Source organism: Agrobacterium sp. rho-8.1, from assembly GCF_033957725.1.
Lineage (GTDB): Bacteria > Pseudomonadota > Alphaproteobacteria > Rhizobiales > Rhizobiaceae > Agrobacterium.
In genome coordinates this window covers 1,409,690-1,430,349 of record NZ_CP192789.1, presented here as the reverse complement: position 1 = coordinate 1,430,349, position 20,660 = coordinate 1,409,690, and the positions used below count along the sequence as shown (strand labels likewise).

The 20,660-nt window shown below is 56.6% G+C and carries 18 protein-coding genes; 4 read left to right on the top strand and 14 right to left on the bottom strand.

Annotated elements, in window-relative coordinates:
- Nucleotides 1–43: 43 nt before the first annotated feature.
- Nucleotides 44–1,105, bottom strand: coding sequence for an ABC transporter ATP-binding protein (locus tag RMR21_RS21415; RefSeq protein ID WP_498671423.1), 1,062 nt, complete (start codon nt 1,103–1,105; stop codon nt 44–46).
- Nucleotides 1,106–1,462: 357 nt separating this feature from the next.
- Between RMR21_RS21415 and RMR21_RS21410 the strand changes: the two genes are divergently transcribed.
- Nucleotides 1,463–1,903: an RbsD/FucU family protein gene (locus RMR21_RS21410; protein WP_498671422.1), complete on the top strand. Its 441-nt coding sequence runs from the start codon at nt 1,463–1,465 to the stop codon at nt 1,901–1,903.
- Between the two features lie 5 nt (nt 1,904–1,908).
- Here the strand turns inward: RMR21_RS21410 and RMR21_RS21405 are convergent, their stop codons facing one another.
- Both RMR21_RS21405 and RMR21_RS21400 read right to left on the bottom strand, forming a co-directional pair.
- The gene (locus RMR21_RS21405; RefSeq protein WP_498671421.1) at nt 1,909–2,889 is read right to left on the bottom strand and encodes a diguanylate cyclase domain-containing protein; all 981 of its coding nucleotides are present in this window, start codon (nt 2,887–2,889) and stop codon (nt 1,909–1,911) included.
- A 65-nt stretch (nt 2,890–2,954) separates the two neighbouring features.
- Complete coding sequence (locus tag RMR21_RS21400; RefSeq protein WP_498671420.1) at nt 2,955–4,721, bottom strand: sensor domain-containing phosphodiesterase; 1,767 nt, start codon at nt 4,719–4,721, stop codon at nt 2,955–2,957.
- Nucleotides 4,722–5,239: 518 nt separating this feature from the next.
- Between RMR21_RS21400 and RMR21_RS21395 the strand changes: the two genes are divergently transcribed.
- Nucleotides 5,240–7,006: an SLC13 family permease gene (locus RMR21_RS21395; protein WP_498671419.1), complete on the top strand. Its 1,767-nt coding sequence runs from the start codon at nt 5,240–5,242 to the stop codon at nt 7,004–7,006.
- Nucleotides 7,007–7,085: 79 nt separating this feature from the next.
- Here RMR21_RS21395 and paoC read toward each other — a convergent pair whose 3' ends face one another.
- From paoC to paoA, 3 genes are read right to left on the bottom strand one after another with little or no spacing between them, the layout of a single operon-like run.
- Nucleotides 7,086–9,284, bottom strand: coding sequence for an aldehyde oxidoreductase molybdenum-binding subunit PaoC (paoC, locus tag RMR21_RS21390; RefSeq protein WP_498671418.1), 2,199 nt, complete (start codon nt 9,282–9,284; stop codon nt 7,086–7,088).
- 3 nt (nt 9,285–9,287) lie between these two features.
- Nucleotides 9,288–10,238: an FAD binding domain-containing protein gene (locus tag RMR21_RS21385; protein WP_498671417.1), complete on the bottom strand. Its 951-nt coding sequence runs from the start codon at nt 10,236–10,238 to the stop codon at nt 9,288–9,290.
- The gene (gene paoA, locus RMR21_RS21380) at nt 10,235–10,831 is read right to left on the bottom strand and encodes an aldehyde dehydrogenase iron-sulfur subunit PaoA (protein WP_498671866.1); all 597 of its coding nucleotides are present in this window, start codon (nt 10,829–10,831) and stop codon (nt 10,235–10,237) included. Before paoA ends, RMR21_RS21385 begins: the two co-directional genes overlap by 4 nt.
- A gap of 245 nt (nt 10,832–11,076) precedes the next feature.
- Here paoA and RMR21_RS21375 point away from each other — a divergent pair, with 245 nt between their 5' ends.
- Together RMR21_RS21375 and RMR21_RS21370 are read left to right on the top strand one after the other, a co-directional pair.
- Nucleotides 11,077–11,412 (top strand): XdhC family protein, encoded by a 336-nt coding sequence (locus tag RMR21_RS21375; RefSeq protein ID WP_498671416.1) that lies wholly within the window; start codon nt 11,077–11,079, stop codon nt 11,410–11,412.
- Nucleotides 11,412–12,116, top strand: coding sequence for an XdhC family protein (locus RMR21_RS21370; RefSeq protein WP_498671415.1), 705 nt, complete (start codon nt 11,412–11,414; stop codon nt 12,114–12,116). Before RMR21_RS21375 ends, RMR21_RS21370 begins: the two co-directional genes overlap by 1 nt.
- Here RMR21_RS21370 and RMR21_RS21365 read toward each other — a convergent pair.
- The 8 genes from RMR21_RS21365 to RMR21_RS21330 all read right to left on the bottom strand — a co-directional run bounded on the left by RMR21_RS21365 (nt 12,096) and on the right by RMR21_RS21330 (nt 20,655).
- Nucleotides 12,096–13,751, bottom strand: a complete 1,656-nt coding sequence (locus RMR21_RS21365; protein ID WP_498671414.1) for an NTP transferase domain-containing protein — start codon at nt 13,749–13,751, stop codon at nt 12,096–12,098. The genes RMR21_RS21370 and RMR21_RS21365 overlap by 21 nt on opposite strands.
- A gap of 99 nt (nt 13,752–13,850) precedes the next feature.
- Complete coding sequence (locus RMR21_RS21360) at nt 13,851–15,044, bottom strand: ABC transporter substrate-binding protein (protein WP_498671413.1); 1,194 nt, start codon at nt 15,042–15,044, stop codon at nt 13,851–13,853.
- A gap of 40 nt (nt 15,045–15,084) precedes the next feature.
- Complete coding sequence (locus tag RMR21_RS21355) at nt 15,085–16,167, bottom strand: branched-chain amino acid ABC transporter permease (RefSeq protein WP_498671412.1); 1,083 nt, start codon at nt 16,165–16,167, stop codon at nt 15,085–15,087.
- A gap of 4 nt (nt 16,168–16,171) precedes the next feature.
- Nucleotides 16,172–17,077, bottom strand: coding sequence for a branched-chain amino acid ABC transporter permease (locus RMR21_RS21350; protein ID WP_498671411.1), 906 nt, complete (start codon nt 17,075–17,077; stop codon nt 16,172–16,174).
- Nucleotide 17,078: 1 nt separating this feature from the next.
- On the bottom strand, nt 17,079–17,813 hold the full coding sequence (locus tag RMR21_RS21345) for an ABC transporter ATP-binding protein (protein ID WP_498671410.1): 735 nt from the start codon (nt 17,811–17,813) through the stop codon (nt 17,079–17,081).
- The gene (locus tag RMR21_RS21340) at nt 17,810–18,562 is read right to left on the bottom strand and encodes an ABC transporter ATP-binding protein (RefSeq protein WP_498671409.1); all 753 of its coding nucleotides are present in this window, start codon (nt 18,560–18,562) and stop codon (nt 17,810–17,812) included. The genes RMR21_RS21345 and RMR21_RS21340 overlap by 4 nt, the downstream gene beginning before the upstream one ends.
- 256 nt (nt 18,563–18,818) lie before the next feature.
- Nucleotides 18,819–19,790 (bottom strand): 5-oxoprolinase subunit C family protein, encoded by a 972-nt coding sequence (locus RMR21_RS21335; RefSeq protein WP_498671408.1) that lies wholly within the window; start codon nt 19,788–19,790, stop codon nt 18,819–18,821.
- Nucleotides 19,780–20,655 (bottom strand): 5-oxoprolinase subunit B family protein, encoded by an 876-nt coding sequence (locus RMR21_RS21330; RefSeq protein WP_498671407.1) that lies wholly within the window; start codon nt 20,653–20,655, stop codon nt 19,780–19,782. Before RMR21_RS21330 ends, RMR21_RS21335 begins: the two co-directional genes overlap by 11 nt.
- Between the last annotated feature and the right edge of the window lie 5 nt (nt 20,656–20,660).

Below are 20,660 nucleotides of genomic sequence, written 5' to 3'. Positions count from 1 at the left end.
GATTTGGTATCGTCGCCCTTCTCCTCGAAGCGACGAAAAGATTTCACTCCAGCCGCAGCCCGCTTTCGCCATCGAACAGATGAACCAGCGCTGCGTTCGGCGTCATTGCAATCGTGCCGCCTGCCGGCTCTTCGACACGGTCGCGAAACACACCGATGATCTTCTGCTGTCCGAGCTTGGCAAACACCTGCGTTTCCGAACCTGTCGACTCCACCACCGTGACCTGGGCATCGACCGCACCGCCGAGTGTGAAATGCTCAGGCCGAATACCGTAAAACGCAGACTTTCCGTCCGATCCGGGTGGAACGCGCAAAAGCGGCAATCGAATCCCCTCATCCGTCTCGAAATACGGTTCCGGAGAATTGCGGATATGGCCTTTTATCAGGTTCATGGAGGGGGACCCGATGAAACCGGCAACGAATGTGTTGGCGGGCTCGTCGTAAAGCGTCAATGGAGAGCCGATTTGCTCCACACGGCCATCGCGTAGCACGACGATCCTGTCAGCCATGGTCATGGCCTCGACCTGGTCATGCGTCACGTAAATCATCGTCGTTGCCAACCGCCGCTGCAATTCCTTGATCTCAGCCCGCATCTGAACACGCAGCTTGGCATCGAGGTTGGAAAGCGGCTCGTCGAATAGAAAGACCTTGGGGTCACGCACGATGGCACGCCCCATCGCCACACGCTGGCGCTGACCACCGGAAAGCTGGCGAGGGTAGCGGTTGAGATAGGGTATGAGGTCGAGGATTTCGGCTGCCTTGCGCACCTGCGCGTCGATATCGGCTTTGGGTTCACCGCGCATTTTCAGCGCAAACCCCATATTCTCCGCAACGGTCTTGTGCGGATAGAGGGCGTAACTCTGAAAGACCATCGCGATATCACGGTCCTTCGGCGGCAAGTCGTTGACCACTTTGCCATCGATCTGGATATCGCCGAACGTGATTGGTTCGAGCCCGGCAACCATGCGCAGCAGCGTCGACTTTCCGCAGCCGGATGGTCCCACCAGAACGACGAATTCGCCGTCCGGTATTTCAACGGAAACGCCATGGATGACCGTAAGGCTGCCATAGGCCTTTCCGACATTGACGATGTTCATCGATGCCAAAAGTCTTTCTCCTCCTACGGCGCCGCGCACTCCTCGCGACGTCGCATCCCGCCCTTGTCAGCCGGCGGGTACAGCGAAGCGCCGCACCCGCCGGAGCTATCCTTGGGAGGATGTCATCCGTTGCGCAAACTTCACACAGATTTTATTGATTGTAAATTGGGCGATTTGGATAACGCGAAATATTTATCGATTCACAACAGCCTAGCCCTAAAATATCATATTTACTGTCGACTCTGATAGTGAATTTGGTGGAATTTCGAAAATTGGCTCACAGTCTTCACAGCCGTCCGTTGCCGACATTACAAATATGGTCTAATTTGTGAAGTGCACATTTGGATATTAAGGGAGGGAATGGTCGTGCTCAAGGGAATAGATCCGGTTATCAATGCTGAACTTCTATATGCACTCATGTTGATGGGTCATGGTGACCAGTTGGTCCTGTGCGACATCAATCACCCAGCCCAGACCATCGCAAAACACACCACCCATGGTCACCTCATTAACGTGTCTGGCTGCGGTCTCGAACGAACTGCCGAGGCAATCCTCAAGCTCTTCCCGTTGGATACATTCGTTGAGGCACCGGTCAAGCGTATGCAAGTCGTCGGCGACCCGGACGGACAGGTCCCCATCTTCTCAGCGATGCAGACCGTCGTCAATACCGCAGAGGAACGTTCGATCCGGATTGAGGCGCTGGAACGCTTTGCATTCTACGAAGCAGCGAAGCGTTCATTTAGCATCGTACGAACGTCCGATCCTGGACCCTATGGCTGCTTCATCTTCACCAAGGGCGTCTGCTAGCAAGATCAAGCGACGGCAGCGTGCTGCTCGGCAACAGTTTGTCTGACGGATGGATCAAACCAGTCCCAGCTGTTTTTCTGGCTTCGTTTCATGCGATAAAGCGCCTGATCGGCGGCATGTAGGAGTTCGTCCAAATTGTCGGCATGATCCGGGTAGAGGCTGGCACCGATTGTGGCGCCGACCTCCACGTTTTCTCCCCGCACGCAAAAGGGCTTTTGAAAAGCCGTCGCGATCCTTTGGCACACACGCTCGGCCACGACCTGATCTCTCAGTCCTGGAAGGAGAATGACGAATTCGTCCCCACCCATTCGCACGATCGTGTCATTGTGACGAACAGACTGGCGGAGCCGTTTTGCCACCATTTTAAGAATATCGTCTCCGGCTTCGTGACCATAGTAGTCGTTGATGGGCTTGAAATTGTCGAGATCAACCATCAGAAGCGCCGTCTTCGGCTGCCGCCGTGATGCGTCTTTGTTCGCGATGAGCTCGAGCCATTTCTCTTTCAAAACACGCCGGTTTCCAAGCCCTGTCAAAGGATCTTCATTGGCAATGCGTTTCAGCACGTTTTCCGTGAGCTTCTGCGCGGAGATGTCTTCAAACACTGCAATAGCCAGATCGAACTCGTGTAGAACGATACCTCTGTGCAAAGCCGATACGGTGGAGCCATTGGCATGCCGGACGTTGATTTCAAACTCCTGTATTTCGGTTATTCCCGCCGCCTTGCTCTTCCAAAGGGTTTCCCAGCGAATGCGCGCCTGTTTCTGCTCGGCGTCATCGCGGTAGGTTTCATCGATCCAATTATCGACCGTCATGAAGCACCCGTTTTGATATCCGAACGTCCGGGTGAAAGCCTTGTTCACGAACCGTATGTGGCCGTCGGGAATGGATGCCCAGGAAATTGGAATCGGCAAGGTGTCTAGGATAACGATCAGGTCCTCATCGAATCTGGTCGTGCCATTCGCCATGCGTGCGAAAAAATCTTTCATGTCACTGACCTTTTAGGGATCTCAAAGGAGCGATACTCTCTCGAAAAGAGGATTGAAGAAGAGCATCAACCCGCCAGGAGGACTTCCGGCTGTTGGCGCTCCATCAACCATTCCACCAGTGCGGCGCTTCTGACGGGACGTGACAACCAGTAACCCTGGATTTCGTCGCAACCCATTGCCTGAAGCAAATCAGCGGTCTCAACCGTTTCGACACCCTCGGCAACGACCCGGTAGCCGAGACTGTGGGATAGATCGATCATCGAGCGAACCAACACGCGCTCGCGATTGCCATTGATCATATCCGACACAAACGAACGATCGATCTTGACGATATCCGCAGGCAGTTTCTGTAGGTAGGCAATACTGCTGTAGCCGGTACCGAAGTCATCGATGGCGAGTTGCACACCGGCCGCCTTCAATTGATCGAGCAGTCCGAAGGCACCTTCGGTTTCCTTCATCATGACAGTTTCAGTCAATTCCAGTTCGATCTGGTCCGGATCCACATGGTATTTTGCAAGCTTCATCATCAGTCTTTCGAAGAAATCCTGCTCCTCGAGGTTCAGTGCCGAGAGATTGATGGATAACTTGAAGCGCAAGCCACGGGCGCGCCATTGGGACAGATTCGACAAAGCCTCGTCCAACACCCAGTCTGTCAGGCTGCGCGCGCAGGACGAAACCTCGATGACTGGGATGAATTCTACCGGCGATATCGGCCCAAGAACGGGATGATCCCAGCGCAGCAGCGCTTCAGCGCTCAGGACCTCACCTGTCTCCACGTCCATACGCGGCTGGAAAACGAGGGACAACTGGTCATCGGACGTCAACGCTGCCCGGAAATCCTGGAGGATTCTATAATTGCGGCGGTGGCGCAAATCCATTGCGGGCGAGAACAACCCAATTTTGCTGACACTTTCGCGCGCATCCTGCGCAGCGCTTTGCATCGAGCGCAGAACATCTTCCGGAGACGTATCCTGTGGATGGAAGGCAACGATGCCGATCGATGGGGTCATCGCCATCTGAAAGGCGCTGTTGCCTTGTAGTTCTTGCAGCTTCTGTTCCAGCAGGACCATATAATCATCAACGCACACGCCTTCCTCCGCAAAGAATGCAAATTGTGTGGGGCCGACATGGTAGGGAACGTCATCCGGCCCGACATGCTCTCTCAAGACGTTGGCGGCAACCTGAATGGACGTATCGAAATAGGATGGGCCGAGAACGCGCGAAAGATGCTCGAACTGTTCGCTCTGCGCCAAGTCCAGCAGACAGATGATCCGGTCTTTCATATCTGCACGCGCTGCCATATCCGACAGGTCGTTGAGCAACTGAAAGCGGTTTGGAAGTCCGCTGGATGGCTCTATGCGCCCCAAGGCGTGGGTCAGTTCCACCTGATCCATGACCATTGCTGCAAGATCGACCAATGTCGCCATCTCGTCGGGTCTTACTTCGCGTGGTTCCGTTCCCAGAACACACAATGCGCCGAGGCCAAAACCCTCGGCAGTCAGAAGCGGCGCTCCGGCGTAAAAACGAATGCCGGCATTGCCAAGGGTGCTGTCTAAATAACAGTCGTCCTGTTGAAAATCATTGATCACAAAAGGTTTTCTGCTTTCGGCGACCTCAGAACATGGCGCCTTGTGACGTGGAATTTCATTGTGTTCGACACCAACTTTTGACTTGAACCATTGGCGATGCATGTCGGTCAGGGAAACCGCAGCGATCGGAAGCCCGAAAATATTCGCGGCAAGCCGCGTTATCCGATCGAAGTTCTCGCTTGGAAGCGTATCGAGGAGGCGCAAGTTCTTGAGGCTGGCAAGTCTGGCAATTTCGTCGTGCATTCTTCGTGTCCATAGCAAAGCGATCGTGCAGGCCTGCACGTCCGCGTCACTTAACTGAGGGGTCTTTTCATTCTTGATGCAGCGATGCCGGGGAGCTCTTGCCAAATTGCGGCTGGGGTCGACCCGACAGTTTTAAGGCATCATGCCTAAGCTTCTTGCGAAATTCCGTATTGCCATTGTTTTACATCACAATAATTGAACTACATATAAATCGTTCCGCAGGAGTTCTTTTCATAGTTACGAAAATGGTAACCCGGCTACGAACCTTTTCCCTAAGTCCTATCGGTAAGGGGTACCCTCCTACCGCATGCCACCTTATCGAGGAAAACACTATCGTTTACACGCTGATAATAATATTTAAAATTCAATGACTTGATTATTATTCAGGCACGTGAAATTTAGATACTAGGCAGAGAATATCCCCCGATATACTGCTCTCCAAAATAACTCAAAAAACATTTCCCAAACGGCACCGTTTGCCCCGTTATGCGTTATGATATTGCCATCAGGATGTTCACATGCTCACCAATCAATGGCTATCTCTTCTCATCATCGCGCTGATGATGGGCGCTTTTCTCTGGGGAAAATATAGATACGATGTAGTTGCGGTCGGAGCGTTGCTCGCGGCCATATGCGTCGGTATCGTTCCAGCGAAAGAAGCGTTCTCGGGGTTTTCAGACGACATCGTCATTATCGTCGGCGCCGCGCTGATTGTCAGTGCTGCCATATCCAGATCCGGCATCATGGATGTCGCGTTACGACGTCTTTCACCCGAAAGGCGAGGCCCTCGTGCTCAATTGGTCATACTGGTGGTGATCGTTGCGGTGCTTTCGGCCTTCATCAAGAACATCGGCGCATTGGCGATCATGATTCCCGTGGCCATCCAGATGGCACGAAAGTCGAGCGTGTCACCATCCATGTTCCTGATGCCGATGTCATTTGCATCGCTGCTCGGCGGACTGATGACGCAGATCGGAACCTCTCCCAACATCATCGTCTCCCGGGTGCGGGAAGAAATTACGGGCCAGCCTTTCACCATGTTCGACTACACGCCGGTCGGATTGGCGCTCGTGGTCGCAGGAGTCATTTTCCTTGGCTTTTTCTACACGTTGCTACCGGAGCGAAGCCGTGACAAAGCCTCGATGGATGAGGCTGTCAAGATCAAGAACTACACGACCGAAGCCAAGATCACGTCTACATCGACCGCCATTGGCCAATCCATCAGCTGGCTCCAAAAACCAGGTGGCGGTGACGCGATGGTCACGGCCATCGTCAGCCCGGCTGGAAAGAAGCGAACACCCCTACCCGATACCATTTTGAAGGATGGTGACCTTTTGATCATCGAAGGCGAGCAAGGCGCCCTCGACAAACTCGTCAGCGAAGCCAAGCTGCAACTATCCGATCGCAAGTATGAGCCCTCAAGCTCCAGAGACATCAGCGCAGTCGAGGCGATCGTTGGCGAACATTCGCGTCTGGTGGGGCTTAGTGCCAAGGATGTGGCGCTGTTCGATAGCACCGGCCTCAACCTGCTCGCCGTCAGCCGTCGGGACAAGCGCTTCAGCGAACGGTTGGGAGAAATAAAGATCCGCAACGGTGACATCCTCGTGCTGCAAGGCGACCTTCAAACCCTTCCCGATCTCTTGAGGGAATGGGGATGCCTTCCCCTCGTCGAGCGAAATCTCAAGCTTGGCAGCACGCGCAACGCTTTGCTTCCGGTCGCTATTCTCGCAGTTACGATAGCAGCGACGGCATTTGGTGGCGTGCCGGTCGCTGCAGCGTTCTTCGCAGCGGCCTTTCTGATGGTTGTCACCGGCGCCTCGCCATTGCGCGAAGTTTACCACCATCTCGACGCACCTATTCTGATTATGCTGGCAGCACTGATCCCGATCAGCGATTCACTGCGAACGACCGGCACAACCGACATCATCGCCAACTTGCTATCGCGCACGGCTGAAATGTTGCCGCCTTACGGGGCGCTGGCGCTGATCATGGTGGCTGCCATGGCAGTGACGCCGTTCCTCAACAATGCGGCAACGGTGCTCGTCATGGCCCCCATCGCAGCGACCTTTGCTGGGAAGCTCGGCTTTCAACCGGACGCATTTTTGATGGCCGTGGCCATTGGGGCAGGTTGCGACTTCCTGACGCCGATCGGACACCAGTGTAACACGCTCGTCATGGGACCTGGCGGATACCGCTTCGGAGATTATGCACGTCTGGGCCTGCCCCTGTCGTTCATCGTATTGATCGTCAGCGTTCCCGTCCTACTCATGGTCTGGCCGATCTAGCCCGCAGCACAATTGGTAAAAAACCGTGTGAAGGGCGGCTTTCACACGGTTTTTTAAGTTCGTTGCAAGCTATCGCCGACTACGCCATCTCGGGCAATCCGCTCAGAAGTTTGTCAAGCGTGACGGGATAGTCTCTGACGCGAATGCCGGTGGCGTTGTAGACTGCATTTGCTATTGCAGCAGATACGCCACAGAGGCCAAGTTCTCCCACACCCTTTGCCTTCATAGGCGACGACATCGGGTCGGTTTCATCAAGAAAAATGACCTCCTGTACGGGGATGTCTGCGTGAACGGGAACTTCGTAGCCAGCCAGATCATGGTTGACGAAAAAACCACGTTTCGTATCGACCACGAGTTCTTCGGACAGTGCACCGCCTACGCCCATGGTCATGGCACCGATAACTTGGCTCCGTGCGGTGATCGGGTTGAGGATACGTCCTGCGGCACAGACCGCGAGCATGCGACGAATGCGAATTTCACCGGTCGCGATGTCGACTCCAACTTCGACGAAATGTGCGCCGAAAGTGGATTGCTGGTATGTTTCCGTCAGATCGCCCCACTCCATCTTGTCTTCACCCACCAAACCGTCCGATCCAGCAGCTTCCGCAAGTGGTACGGTGCGATTGCCGGATATGACTGCGCCGCCCTCGAACACTGCGTCCTCCGAGTTGAAGCCCAGCTTTTTGGCGATCTCCTCGCGGAGTTTCACACAGGCAGCGTAAACCCCAGATGTCGAAGAGTTTGCACCAAACTGTCCGCCCGAACCGGCCGACACAGGAAAGGCGGAATCGCCCAGCTTCACATCGATCTGGTCGACGGAGAGCCCCATCATTTCCGCGGCGGTCTGCGCAATGATCGTATAGCTTCCCGTGCCGATATCGGTCATATCGGTCTCGACGGTGATTTTTCCGCCGTTATCGAGCGTCACACGCGCACCTGAGGGGACAACGAGATTGTCGCGAAAGGCCGCAGCGACACCCATGCCGACAAGCCATTTCCCATCCCGGCGGGTGGCAACATCAGGGCGGTTACTCCAGCCAAAGCGGTCCTTGCCGAGGGTGAGGCAGCCGATGAGGTCTCGATGAGAGAAAGGGCGCTCGGGTTTTTCCGGATCGACCTGCGTGTCATTGATGATACGGAACTCGATGGGATCGACGCCCACCTTTTCCGCAATCTCGTCAACCGCAATCTCGAGTGCCATCAAACCTGGTGCTTCGCCGGGCGCGCGCATGGCGTTGCCTTCTGGAAGGTTCAACTCGGCCAGCCGCATGGCTGTCATTCTGTTCTTGCCTGCATACAGCAGGCGGGTCTGGTTCACCGCGACTTCAAGCTGGCCCTCGGGTTGATCGCCCGACCAGCTCTCGTGTCCGATAGCGGTGATCTTGCCCTCCATATCCGTACCGATGCGGATACGTTGGATAGTGGCCGGTCTGTGCGTTCCATTGTTGATGATGAAAGGGCGCGGCAACGCCACTTTCACGGCGCATCGCGCTTCCTTTGCACCCAGTGCGGCGAGAACGGCATCGGCGCGCAAGAACAGCTTTCCGCCGAAACCACCTCCGATATAAGGTGACCTCAGCTGAATTTTATCCTTGTCGATACTAAGCGTCGTGGCGAGATCCGTACGCCACCAATCGATCATTTGGCTGGAAGACCAAATAAATAATTTGTCCTCGTCCCATGAGGCGATCGACGCGTGCGGTTCCATCATCGCATGAGATTGATCCGGCGTTGTGTAGGATTGGTCCAGCGTTATCGGTGCCGCCCGAAATGCGACATCAAAGTCACCGACCGCAGTATCCGGCTTTTGTTTTTCGCCCGGCTTTTTTGCTGAATCTTTCTCGGCACGGAGATCAAAGGCCCCTTTTTCTTCGGCATAATCGACCTTGACCAGAGATGCAGCGGCTCGCGCCTGCTCGAAGGTTTCAGCGACGACAACTGCAATAGCCTGATGGTAATGCTGGATCTCATCGCCGCCGAACAAATTTGCCGTATTGAACTCACCCTTCTCAAGCTTGCCAACGTCTAGCGTGGTGACAACGGCCAGAACGCCGGGCGCTGCTTTGGCAGCATTGACATCCATCGCCTTGATACGACCTTTCGCGATGGCCGAGCCGACGGGATAGCCGTAGGCATAATGCAGGTCGGGGTCATGCCATTCATAGGCGTAGGTCGCCCGCCCTGTCGTCTTGAGCTGGCCGTCGATGCGGTGGATGGGCTTGCCAACGACCTTGAGGCGATCAATGGGATTGGTGGTTGCTGGTGTATCGAACTTCATGACTCAACCCCTTGCTTCGGACAGGACAGCGCCGAGCGTGCGTTCGACGAGATCGACTTTGAAGCGGTTCTGTTCAGTTGGATGCGCATCCGCAAGGATTGCGCGCGCCGTTTGACGGGCACCGTTGGTCAGTTCCGCCTCCGCTGCTTTAACGCGCCAAGGCTTAGGGGCGACCCCCCCGACAGCAATCCGGCCCGTTCCATCTTCGTGAAGAACCGCGCCAATGGAAATCAAAGCAAACGCGTAGGATGCCCTGTCTCTGACCTTTCGGTAAATCTGCTTTCCACCAACGGGTGCGGGCAAAACCACCGAAGTAATGAACTCTCCGGCTTCAAGCGTTGTTTCGATATGCGGCGTGTCACCGGGCAGGCGATGAAGCTCTTCGATGGGGATGGCGCGTTTGGTACCGTCGGCCTTGACAGTTTCCACCGTCGCATCCAACGCCCGCATGGCGATTGCCATGTCACTCGGATGGGTCGCGATACAGGCATCGCTGACACCGACCACCGCGTGCTGCCGACTAAAACCAGCGATGGCGGAGCAGCCGCTACCTGGCTTGCGCTTGTTACAAGGCTGGTTGGGATCATAGAAATACGGACAGCGGGTCCGCTGCAGCAGGTTGCCTGCGGTTGTCGCCTTGTTTCGCAGCTGGCCGGAAGCACCGGCGACAAGGGCGCGGGATACAAGCCCATAATCACGGCGGACAACAGCGTGGGAAGCCAACTCTGTATTGCGCACCATTGCGCCAATGCGCAGGCCGCCTTCCGGCGTCGCTTCAATGCCATCAAGCCCCAGACCATTGACATCGATCAGATGGGTTGGCGTTTCGATCTCGAGTTTCATCAGATCAAGAAGATTTGTGCCGCCAGCGATAAATCTTGCATCGGAATTGGAAGCGGCAGACTGCACCGCTGTTTCGATTGAGGTTGCGCGCTCGTAGGTAAAGGCCTTCATGCTCTGATCCCCCCCACGTCCGAAATGGCATCAATGATGTTGGCGTAAGCGCCGCATCGACAGATGTTGCCGCTCATGCGCTCTCGGACTTCGATGGGTGTCAACTGAACCGGGTTGTTAAGATCGTCTGTGACGTGGCTTGGGATATTCGCTTTTATCTCCTCCAGCACCGCCACGGAGGAACAGATTTGCCCAGGCGTACAATAGCCACACTGAAAGCCGTCGTGTTTGATGAAGGCAGCCTGCATAGGGTGAAGGTTGCCGGGCTCCCCTAGCCCCTCGATTGTCGTGACGTCGTCGCCCTCGTGCATCACGGCAAGCGACAGACAGGAGTTTATCCTTTTGCCATCGACCATGACCGTGCAGGCACCACATTGACCATGGTCGCAGCCTTTTTTCGTTCCATTGAGATGAAGATGTTCACGCAGAGCGTCAAGCAACGTCGTTCTGTTATCCAGGTCGAGCACGTGGCCCTTACCGTTTACATTGAGTCTGACTTGAGAAGAATGTTCCATTTGGCTCCCCGGAATACGCGCCACCGCGCTTCCGGCGACACCCTCTGCCGCATTCAACGCGACAACTTGGTAAGTCAGTTCAACTCAAAAAGTTCCCCTGATTTTTTAACAGCCTTATGGTTGCACAGGCATATGTCGTCGTGACAAGCGTGTTTGTTCAAATCTTACGACGCGACGCACAGTCGGAGTTGCAGAGATTTCCAGCCAATGAAGACATGCTCGCGCTTGTGCAACATGATGATAAGCGTAAAGTCTCAGTGTTTGCTGCAGCGTTTCCGGCGACCGCGTCGGTATGCGCAGACACCGAATATCTGGAGACTGTGATGAGGACTGAAGACGACCATGGGCATGCAGATCCGCTCGATGTCGCCGAACGTTGGAAAAAAAGCGGCCGTGACGTCGCCATAGCGACGGTCATCGAGACTTGGGGCTCAGCACCCAGGCCTCCCGGCAGTCACCTCGTCATCGATGCAGAGGGCAATTTCGAAGGCTCGGTTTCGGGCGGCTGCGTTGAAGGCTCGGTAATCGCTGCAGCGATCGATGTCATCGGCAGCGGGAAGTCGGAAATGCTTGAATTTGGCGTCGCCGATGAGACCGCATGGGCAGTGGGCTTGTCCTGCGGTGGACGCATTCGCGTCTACGTCGAGAAAGTGCACTGATGGATCTGACCAGCCTTGAAACGCTGAACCGTTACCGTCTGGACCGTATCGCGGCAGCAACGATTACCAATCTTGATACCGGAATAAGCCGCGTTGTCACCGATATCGAGACTGTGGATGGCACTCTCGGCCAGACCATCAAAGCTGCGCTACAATCTGGAAAATCTGCTAGCGTCACCGCCGAAGGCACGTCCTATTTTGTCAATGTCTATGTCCCCGCAACGCGGATCGTCATCATCGGTGCAGTCCATATCACACAAGCACTCGCACAGATGGCTCAGCTGACCGGTTTTGATGTCAGCATAATCGACCCGCGGACCGCGTTCGCCACCACAGAACGCTTCGCACAGATGGATTTGATAGCCGATTGGCCGGAAGACGTCTTGAAGAACCGTCCGCTCGATCAACATACGGCGCTTGTTGCCGTTACACACGATCCGAAGATTGATGATGGTCCGCTCGCCGAAGCAGTCCGAACCGGGTGCTTTTACGTCGGCGCTCTTGGGAGTCGCAAAACCCACCAGGCGAGGCTGGGCCGGTTGAAAGAACGGGGATTAACCGAGGCGGAGCTTGCCCGCATCAACGCACCTATCGGGCTTGATATCGGTGCGGCGAACCCCGCTGAAATCGCTGTCGCTATCCTCGCAGAAATCATCAGTACATTGCGCTCTGGCAAGTCAAGCCTATCCGGGCGGGAGGCGTAAGCTCTCGACGAAAACACCCCCTGCGGCTTCTACAGCTTGCGGTGTGTCGACATCGACTTGCGCCGCGGGACCGATCTCGACGTTGATGATCGGCAGGCCTGAAGTCTCGATCAGATGCCGGGCACCGACATCACCTTCCAGACGCAGGACGGCGTCCTGCAAGGAGCGCGGCAGGATAACGGGATTACCGGGTTTGCCGTCAAAAACTGCCCGCACGATTGCGGTGGCCCCCGATGCGTCGAAAGCATCGATCAGTTGATCGAGATGCGCGCTGGAGAGGTCCGGCATATCCGCCAGCATAACCATGATGCCATCCGCATTGCGCGCCTCTTGCGTGGCGAACCCCGTCGCGAGGGAACTCGCCATGCCCGATGCGTAATCCGGGTTGATGATCGTTGACAACTTCAGGCCTGACAGGACATTTTGCAGGTCGTCTGCTCTGTGGCCTAGAACCAGTGCAACCGACGACGCCTTGCTACCAATCGCGACGGTGGCAGTCCGACGCAGAAGTGGAATACCATCGAATTCGGCCAGCAACTTGTGAAGACCGCTGCTACCCATGCGGCTTGACATTCCGGCTGCGAGAAGAACTATTGCGACAGACATCTGGTCTTGCCTTTCCGATACGGTATCTCGCGGCATGGGCCGTGAGCGAATTTCTTTCAACAGGCCGCCGACCCCCATGCCTGCTATCACGCTCCCATCAGGCTTTTCACCCGCCAAAACGCGCTCCAGGATCCAGTCGAACCCGTTTTCCATCGGGCTGCGCGCGCATCCCGGCGCTCCTATGACATAGGTTTCACCGATGAGGCCCAAAACCAAAAGATTTCCCGGATCGACTGGCATTCCAACACGCAAAACCGTCCCGCCAGCCTGCCGGATGGCCTGCGGAATCACATCGCTTTCATCGATTACCGCAGACGCACCAAAAACGACGATCAATTTGGGGGCAATCTCGGGCAGGGCTGAAAACTCTCGAAGCGCTTGGGAAAGCGCCTCCGTTTCATGCGTCGTGCGCCTCTCCCGCTGTAGGGAATTGCCACAAACGGCAAGACGTCTGGCTAGAATCCGGGCTGTCTTGTCCATGACAGAAGGTTTTAGTCGCGGCAACTCGGTGGCAACAAGACTGACGGAGAAGCGTTGGAATGGTCGCAGACAAAATGCGGCCTGATCCTCTATCAAGATACAGGCTTTCTGGATCGTTGACGCCGGGACGGCAAGCGGGATGATCTTAAACGTCGCGACCAAGTCTCCAGCATTCACTCTCGAGTGGTCTGCTAGACAGGCAACGGTGATGGCAGGATCGATGCTGTTGAAACGGTCAATGACAGCCTTGTGTGCAACAAAAACGCCTTTGACAGTCGAGTAGACGTTAACCCGACCTGTCGTCGCTTCGGAAAACCTCAAGCTGTCTGCGCGTGCTGCCACCGACAGCATGGAGGCCGCGTCATTTTCACTGATGTCATCGTTCTCAAGACGAGCACCCGTTACGACTTCTAATCCAGCGATTTTCAAGCGCGCCAAATCCGACACGTCAAGCACATGCCCCTTCGACAATTCGACCCCGGCCAGCCGGAGAGAATGGGCAAGCAAAAGACCCTTGGCGTCATCGATGGCAAATTGCCCGAATTTCATTTGTACAGCCCCGTGAAGCAGCAGCCCATGCATTGCGTCTAGAAACGCAAACGCCACGCATCCTTATTGGATGCATGGCGCACGATGCTAAAGGTCGCTTTACTTCACGAGAGCGCTGAGAGGAACGGGTTCAGATATCGTCCAGTTGCCGACGACACCCGGTTTCCCGTTTTTTGTCTCCACGATGAGGTAGCGAGCCTGATTTTGGTGATGCAGTTCCGCCGTGAAAGTACGCGGTCCAAACAGCGTTGGCTCGTCTTTCATTTTTTCAAGCTCTGCGACGACTGCACTGGCTTCCGTGGTTTTCGCCCGCTCAACGGCCTTCGCCCAGACGTCGATCATCGAGTAGCCAGGATAGACATATTGGCTGGATGGGTCAGACCCTGTCTTCCTCTTATAGGCGGCATTGAAGGTCTGAACGGCCGGGTTCGGATCGTCGCCATAGATCGAGCCCTGAACAGGCGTAAAGAAGTTGGATAGGTCCGGCACGGCCGACAGCCAGTAGCTTCCGTCCACGCCGGAACCATTGAGGATCATCGAGTTGATACCGGCAGCGCGGATTTGCTTGATGGCTGATACGGCACCGGGCATCATCGTGCACAGCATGATTGCATCCGGCTCCTGCGGCAACGCCTTGATGCGGCTAATCTGCGCAGCGATGGACGCGTCCTCATTCTTGAAGGTGTCCTTGCCGACGAGCTTCGCGCCCTTTGCCTCTAGCTTCGGCATCATCCAGTCGAAGCCATCGCAGATACCTTTGTTATATTCGGTCCAGGTATCGAGCAGGCGGTAGTAGGTCTTGGCCTTTTTCTCGTTGAAAGCCCATTCAGCCATCGTGGCACCCTGCACGGCAGCCAGCACGGAGGCAGAGAAACTGTGTGGGCCGACGCCCTGAATGCCCGCTTTCACGGATTCTGCGCAGAGGAAGAACGAGACCAGTCCCGCGTCTTCAGCCGCCAGCGCTGCTGGAGCTCCGAAGTCGTAGTCGCACGATACGACGACGAGGTCTGCGCCCTGATCGATGACCGACAGACCGGCTTTGGCACCTTCCGCACGGTCGGACTTCGTATCGGCACTGACGACCTCGATCTTCTTGCCGAGCAGGCCGCCAGCGGCGTTGATCTCATCGATGCGGATCATCGCCGCATCCTGCGCCGGTTTGTCGTAAGCTTCCATGAAACCGGAAGCACCGGTGGCAAAGCCGACGACGATTTTGTCGTCGTCTGCCCAAGCCGGTAAGGTGGTCATGGCGGTTGCCAGAACCGCAGACAGTATTCTCGTCATGTAAGCCATTCCGTTCTCCTTTATTGCCGTACGGTTTCCTCTCCGTCGGCTATTTGTTTTGACTGCGACGAAACAAGGTGATCTCGCGGTTGCCGATCAATCCGGCAGGACGAAGCGCGAGGATCACGATCATGATGACACCAAGGGCTATCTCCTGAAGCCCCTTGGGGAGGGCAAAGGTCGTGGCACCAACGGGGACACCGGCCTCAAGCATGCGAAGCGCCTGAATGAGGGCAGAGAGAAGAACCACACCGATCACAGCACCTGACAGACTGCTCATGCCACCGACGACGAGCATGGAAAGCGTGATGAAGGTGAGGCCGAGATAGAAGGTATCAGGCGTGACGACACCGATGGAATGTGCCATCAGGGCGCCACCCAGCCCCATGACCGCACCTGATATGGTGAAGGCGACGAGACGCTCCTTGGGGATGTCCACCCCCGATGCGGCAGCAGCCGTCGGCTCATCACGCGCGGCGCGCAGTGCCAGACCGGACCGGGAGATGGCGTGCGCCCATGCGATGAAAACGGCGATGACGGCTGCGCCCACATAGGGCCATATGGTTCTGACAATGGGGATTCCGACCACAGAAGACGTTGCGCCGGTGACATCTTCCCAATTGGAATACACGGTGTTGATCATAGCCAGCACGGCAAATGTCGCAATTGATGCAGCGATGCCGGAAAGCCGCATCAAGACCTTGCCGAAGACAAGCGCCACCACGCCGGCAAAGAGTGCTGCCAATATCGCCGCCTCCCAATAGGGCAGCCGCGTGTCCAGCAACCATTGCGGCAGGCCGGGAAGCGCGCTTTTCTTCATGATCGGATTGATGGTCAACCACGCCGCCGCATAGGCACCAAGGCAGGTAAAGCCGATATGGCCGAAGCTCAGAACGCCCGAGTTTCCAATGAAGATATAGAGACCGACGACCAGCGTGACGCGGACGAAGACATCGATGACGGCTTGGTTGAACGGCTTGGAACCGGTCATCACCGTCAGCGCCGCGATGGCCAGAAGCAGCAATGACAACAGGATGGGCGTCATGATGGTACGGCGCGCCAGTGTGAACGGCGCTGGTTTTTTCGGAGCTGCCAATGCTGCGGGAAGGTCTTGTGTGGTTGCGATCGTCATGGCGTCAGACCCTTTCCTTGGTGCCGCGCGCGGCGATCAGGCCTTGCGGGCGGAACAACAGGACGAGAATGACCGCCCCATAAACGAAGGCATCACGAAACGGGCGCGCATCCACCGGCAGCACGACCTGCATGATGACGGAGGCAGCACCCAGCAGAAAGCCTGCAAGCACCGCCCCAGCCAGACTGCCGAGACCGCCGATCACAGTCGCGATGAAGGCCATCAGCATGATGGATGCACCCATCTGGATATCGGCGGTGCCTGTCTGGCTGCCGAAGATCAGAGAGATGGCACCGGCCAGCGCGCCTGAAAGGGCAAAGGCACCCATGATGACGCGGTTGGCGCGAACACCCAGCATGCGGGCCATGGAAAAGTTTTCTGCCGCCGCACGCATTTCCAGCCCGAACCGGGTCCGCCGCAGGAAGAGCGAGAGGCCGATGAGGATAAGCACCGTCGCGATGATGGTGATCAATTGCAAAAGCGGTAGCCGTGCCCCGAAAATTTCCACCGGCTGTGACAGCATCGGCAACAGCGATATGGATTTTGGCCGGCTGGTGAACAACATCAGCAGGAAGTAGCGGATGACGAAACCGAGCGCGAAAGAGGCAATCATCATCGTGGCCGGGCTGGCACGCCTGAAGCGGCGAAACACAACGATCTCACACAGAACCGAAAGCCCTGCGCCCGTTATCAACACCAGCGGCACCAGCAGGTACCAAGGCAGTTGACCGGCAAAGACGATAGCCATGGCATCGGTCGAGGGCCATAACAGCGCGAAGATACAAAAGGCGATGACATCGCCATGCGCAAAGTTCACCAGCCGCATGACGCCGAAGATCAGCGCGATGCCGAGTGCGCCGAGCGCATAGAGCGAACCGAGAGACAGCGAGTCGAAGACGATTTGTAACATCTCATTGATCCTCGTAACCGAAATAAGCGGCCTGAATGGCCTCGCTGTTGCCGAGTGCGCGCGCATCGCCGTCCAGCACGATCTCGCCGCCGCGCATGAGGATCATACGTCCGCCGACCATGACGGCGCGGGCAGAGCTCTGCTCCACGACAAGCAGGGTCAATCGACGCTCGGCCCGCAGTGCGATCAGCCGCTCGTAAACCTGATCGGTGATGTTGGGCGCAAGTCCGAGTGACGGCTCATCGATGGCGATGAGGCGCGGGTTTGTCATCAGTGCACGACCAATGACAAGCATTTGTTGCTGACCGCCGGACAGAAGGCCGGCCTGCCCGTTTCGGCGGTCTTTCAGCATGGGAAAGGTCGCGTAAACTGCCTCCAGTTCGGTCGCGGCGCGCGCACGCCAACCGCGATCTCTGGCGTGCATTCCCGTGCCGACCAGAAGATTTTCCTCGATGGTCAGGGAGCCAAAAACCTCCCGCCCCTCCGGCACCATGGAAAAACCAAGGCGTGCAATGTCCTCCGGGGCTTTGCCGGTGATATCGTTACCATGGAAATCTATGCGCCCGGCAGAGGCCGGGGTAACGCCCGCAATCGCCCGCATCAACGATGATTTTCCAGCACCGTTCGGACCGGTTATGAAGAGAATTTCGCCCTCATCGATTGAAAAGGAAACACCCCGCACGGCAGTCAGTCTGCCATAGCGGATTTCGACGTTCGATACGTTGAGAATACTCATTGCAGGGCCTCCACGACGGGCAAATCCGTGTCGGCTGCGGTGCCCATATAGGCATGCCGCACCTTCTCGCTACCGCGGATGGCGGCGGGTGTGCCCTCTTCGATGACCGCACCGGAATCGAGGACAACGATATGGTCGCACAGCCCCAGCACGAGGCCGACATTATGCTCGATGATGAGAACGCCGCAGCCAAGTTCACGTGCAATGCGCCGGACCAGCGACGATAGGTCGGACGCCTCATGGCTGCTCATTCCGGCAGCGGGCTCATCGAGAAGAATATAGGAGGGGCGACCGATGAGAGCACGCCCGATGGCAACCCTGCGCTCGTCGGTGTAGGGCAGCGTTCCGGCAATGCGGGAGCCGAGAGCGCCGATGCCCATCCAGTCCAGCATGGCCTGCGCTTCGGCAACGGCGGCTCGCCTGCTCATTCCGAGGCCTACACCGGTCACTTCGAGATTGTCGATAACGGCCAAATCCCGGAAAAGACGGCCGCCCTGAAAGGTTCTGGCAATGCCACGACGGCGCACCATATGCGGCTTGAGCCCGCTGATCGATGCTCCGTCGAGATTGATGGCCCCTTCGGTCGGAGCCTGAAAACCCGTCAGCACATTGACCAGTGTCGTCTTGCCAGCACCATTGGGACCAATCAGACCACTGATGTGTCCGGGCGTTATATCCAGCGTCACCGACGACAGCGCCTTTAGCCCTGCGAAGGCGACGGACACGTTTTCCGCGCTAAGTTGACCCATTCCCCTGTTCCTTATGTTTTCAGGAGAGGGCATGCTGGATCGGGCCGTGTCACGACCTTAAGATACCAGCGATGTTCCCCTTATTCTTCCGGCAATCTCTTCGGATCGCTCGGATAACAAATTCACGCCGTTTACCGGCTTCGTCTTGTCGTTGCGCGCGCCTGATATAGTAATCTGGCGCTGCGGAGGGCCAATTTCGATTGACCAACCTCTCCCCTACAATCTCCGGTTCCTCGTCCGGAGAGATCCGACCGCATCAAGCGATCAGGAATTCCTCTGCTTTTGCAAGGGCCGCTGTTCTATCGGCACGTGCCGTAAGCGCCTCCTCAAGCGTTACGGGTACGAATTGCGCCGGTGTGTGCGGCTGCATTTGCGCGATACGGTCCATATCCGCAGAAATGACAACGCCCAGCATCATGTAACCGCCACCCGACACCGCATCGCGATGAAGCACGATCGGTTCCGTACCGCTCGGCACCTGCACCGACCCGTAGGGATAACAGGCATCGACGATGTTGGAGGGGTCCGAACCGGCACCGAATGGCTGCTCGCGAGGGATGAATTCCAGTGGCGTGCCACCCTTGAAGCGATAGCCGATACGGTCCGCTTCCGGCGCGACTTTCCAGGTATCCTCGAAAAATCGCTTGCCCGCGGCGTCGGTTATACGGTGCCAGTAAATGCCGGGCAGCATACGGAGTTCGGCTGGCATGGCACCCAAACCGCGCAGATGCGACGGAAGGGAAAGCCCTGCTTTGCCGGAACCTTCGCCAACCGGAAGTTCGTCACCCGCCTTCAGCACGCGCCCCTCAAAACCACCCAGGGCACCAAGCACATATGTGGAGCGAGACCCCAGAACGACCGGAACGTCGATACCGCCCGATATGGCGATATAGGCGCGTGCTCCTGCCTTGAGATATCCGAACGACAGACGATCACCTGCCTTCACGGCAAAGCTTTCCCATGTCGGCTGCTCCACGCCATTGACCTTAGGCGGAAGCTCGCCACCCGTCACGGCAACGGTCAAAGGCTTGGTGAACTCCAGTTCAGGCCCCATGAAGGTGACTTCCAGCACAGCGGCACCGGGTTCGTTGCCCACCAGAAGATTGGCGATGCGGGTGGAAAAGCGGTCCATGCCGCCGCCTTCGGGAATACCGGAATGATAATAGCCGGGGCGACCGAGATCCTGAACTGATGTAGCAAGGCCGGGTGTGATGACTTTAACGGCCATTGAGAAGCTCCATCAGTTGGGCATTGGTGCCGTAAATGTCGCTGTTGAAACTGGTCAGGCTGAAGGTGCAGTCACGCACCGTCGGCTGCCAGCGGTTAGCCTCGATCTCTTCAAGCGTCGCGTCGTATTCGTCGCGAGTGATCGACTTAAACTTGACGATATCACCGGGTTTGAACAGGCACATCTCGTCCGTGAGGTACCGCACCTTGCGGGTGGGATCATAGATCGGAGCGGGTGTGACGCCGTACATCTGGTAGCCACCGGCACCGCGCACGGAATAGATCGCGGCAAAGCAACCGCCATGCCCCACCGTCAATTTTGGCGTATCCGTGCGAGGGCGCAGGTATTTCGGCGCTTCGATCTGCTTTTTGCGCTCGACCATCTGATAGAGCCACGGCAGACCGGCAACGAATCCGACCATCGAGACGAACCATGGCTGGCCGGAATAGGCTGCGATGAACTCCTCGACCGTACCGTATCCGTTGATGCGCGCCGAGTATTCAAGATCGGTCGAGCTTGGGTCCTGATGGCGCTCACGAAAGCGCATGCCGGTTTCGTGGGTCCAAGGATCTTGGAAATAGACCGGCAGTTCGATGATCCGCGTCTTCAAAGCGGCATCGGATTTCGATGCCGCATCCTCCATCGAGGTCAGCTCTTTCAGCAGATCATGCGGGGAAATAATGTCCGGGTTGAAGCGGATTTGAAAGCTGGCATTGGCCGGGCACGTCTCGGTAACACCCCTAATCTTCGCCTCACGCACAGCATTGATCATCGACAGGCCGGTGAAGAACGAAGCCAGCGACATCTCTTCGGACACTTCACCGAAAATATGTTCGTCACCGCCGAAGTTGAATCGTATCGACATCACTT

Excerpts from the sequence above, each read along its gene's own strand:
- RMR21_RS21405 (WP_498671421.1), bottom strand. The coding sequence starts at position 2,889 with ATGAAAGATTTTTTCGCACGCATGGCGAATGGCACGACCAGATTCGAT.
- RMR21_RS21400 (WP_498671420.1), bottom strand. The coding sequence starts at position 4,721 with ATGCACGACGAAATTGCCAGACTTGCCAGCCTCAAGAACTTGCGCCTC.
- RMR21_RS21395 (WP_498671419.1), top strand. The coding sequence starts at position 5,240 with ATGCTCACCAATCAATGGCTATCTCTTCTCATCATCGCGCTGATGATG.
- paoC (WP_498671418.1), bottom strand. The coding sequence starts at position 9,284 with ATGAAGTTCGATACACCAGCAACCACCAATCCCATTGATCGCCTCAAG.
- RMR21_RS21385 (WP_498671417.1), bottom strand. The coding sequence starts at position 10,238 with ATGAAGGCCTTTACCTACGAGCGCGCAACCTCAATCGAAACAGCGGTG.
- RMR21_RS21375 (WP_498671416.1), top strand. The coding sequence starts at position 11,077 with ATGAGGACTGAAGACGACCATGGGCATGCAGATCCGCTCGATGTCGCC.
- RMR21_RS21370 (WP_498671415.1), top strand. The coding sequence starts at position 11,412 with ATGGATCTGACCAGCCTTGAAACGCTGAACCGTTACCGTCTGGACCGT.
- RMR21_RS21365 (WP_498671414.1), bottom strand. The coding sequence starts at position 13,751 with ATGAAATTCGGGCAATTTGCCATCGATGACGCCAAGGGTCTTTTGCTT.
- RMR21_RS21360 (WP_498671413.1), bottom strand. The coding sequence starts at position 15,044 with ATGGCTTACATGACGAGAATACTGTCTGCGGTTCTGGCAACCGCCATG.
- RMR21_RS21355 (WP_498671412.1), bottom strand. The coding sequence starts at position 16,167 with ATGACGATCGCAACCACACAAGACCTTCCCGCAGCATTGGCAGCTCCG.
- RMR21_RS21350 (WP_498671411.1), bottom strand. The coding sequence starts at position 17,077 with ATGTTACAAATCGTCTTCGACTCGCTGTCTCTCGGTTCGCTCTATGCG.
- RMR21_RS21345 (WP_498671410.1), bottom strand. The coding sequence starts at position 17,813 with ATGAGTATTCTCAACGTATCGAACGTCGAAATCCGCTATGGCAGACTG.
- RMR21_RS21340 (WP_498671409.1), bottom strand. The coding sequence starts at position 18,562 with ATGGGTCAACTTAGCGCGGAAAACGTGTCCGTCGCCTTCGCAGGGCTA.
- RMR21_RS21335 (WP_498671408.1), bottom strand. The coding sequence starts at position 19,790 with ATGGCCGTTAAAGTCATCACACCCGGCCTTGCTACATCAGTTCAGGAT.
- RMR21_RS21330 (WP_498671407.1), bottom strand. The coding sequence starts at position 20,655 with ATGTCGATACGATTCAACTTCGGCGGTGACGAACATATTTTCGGTGAA.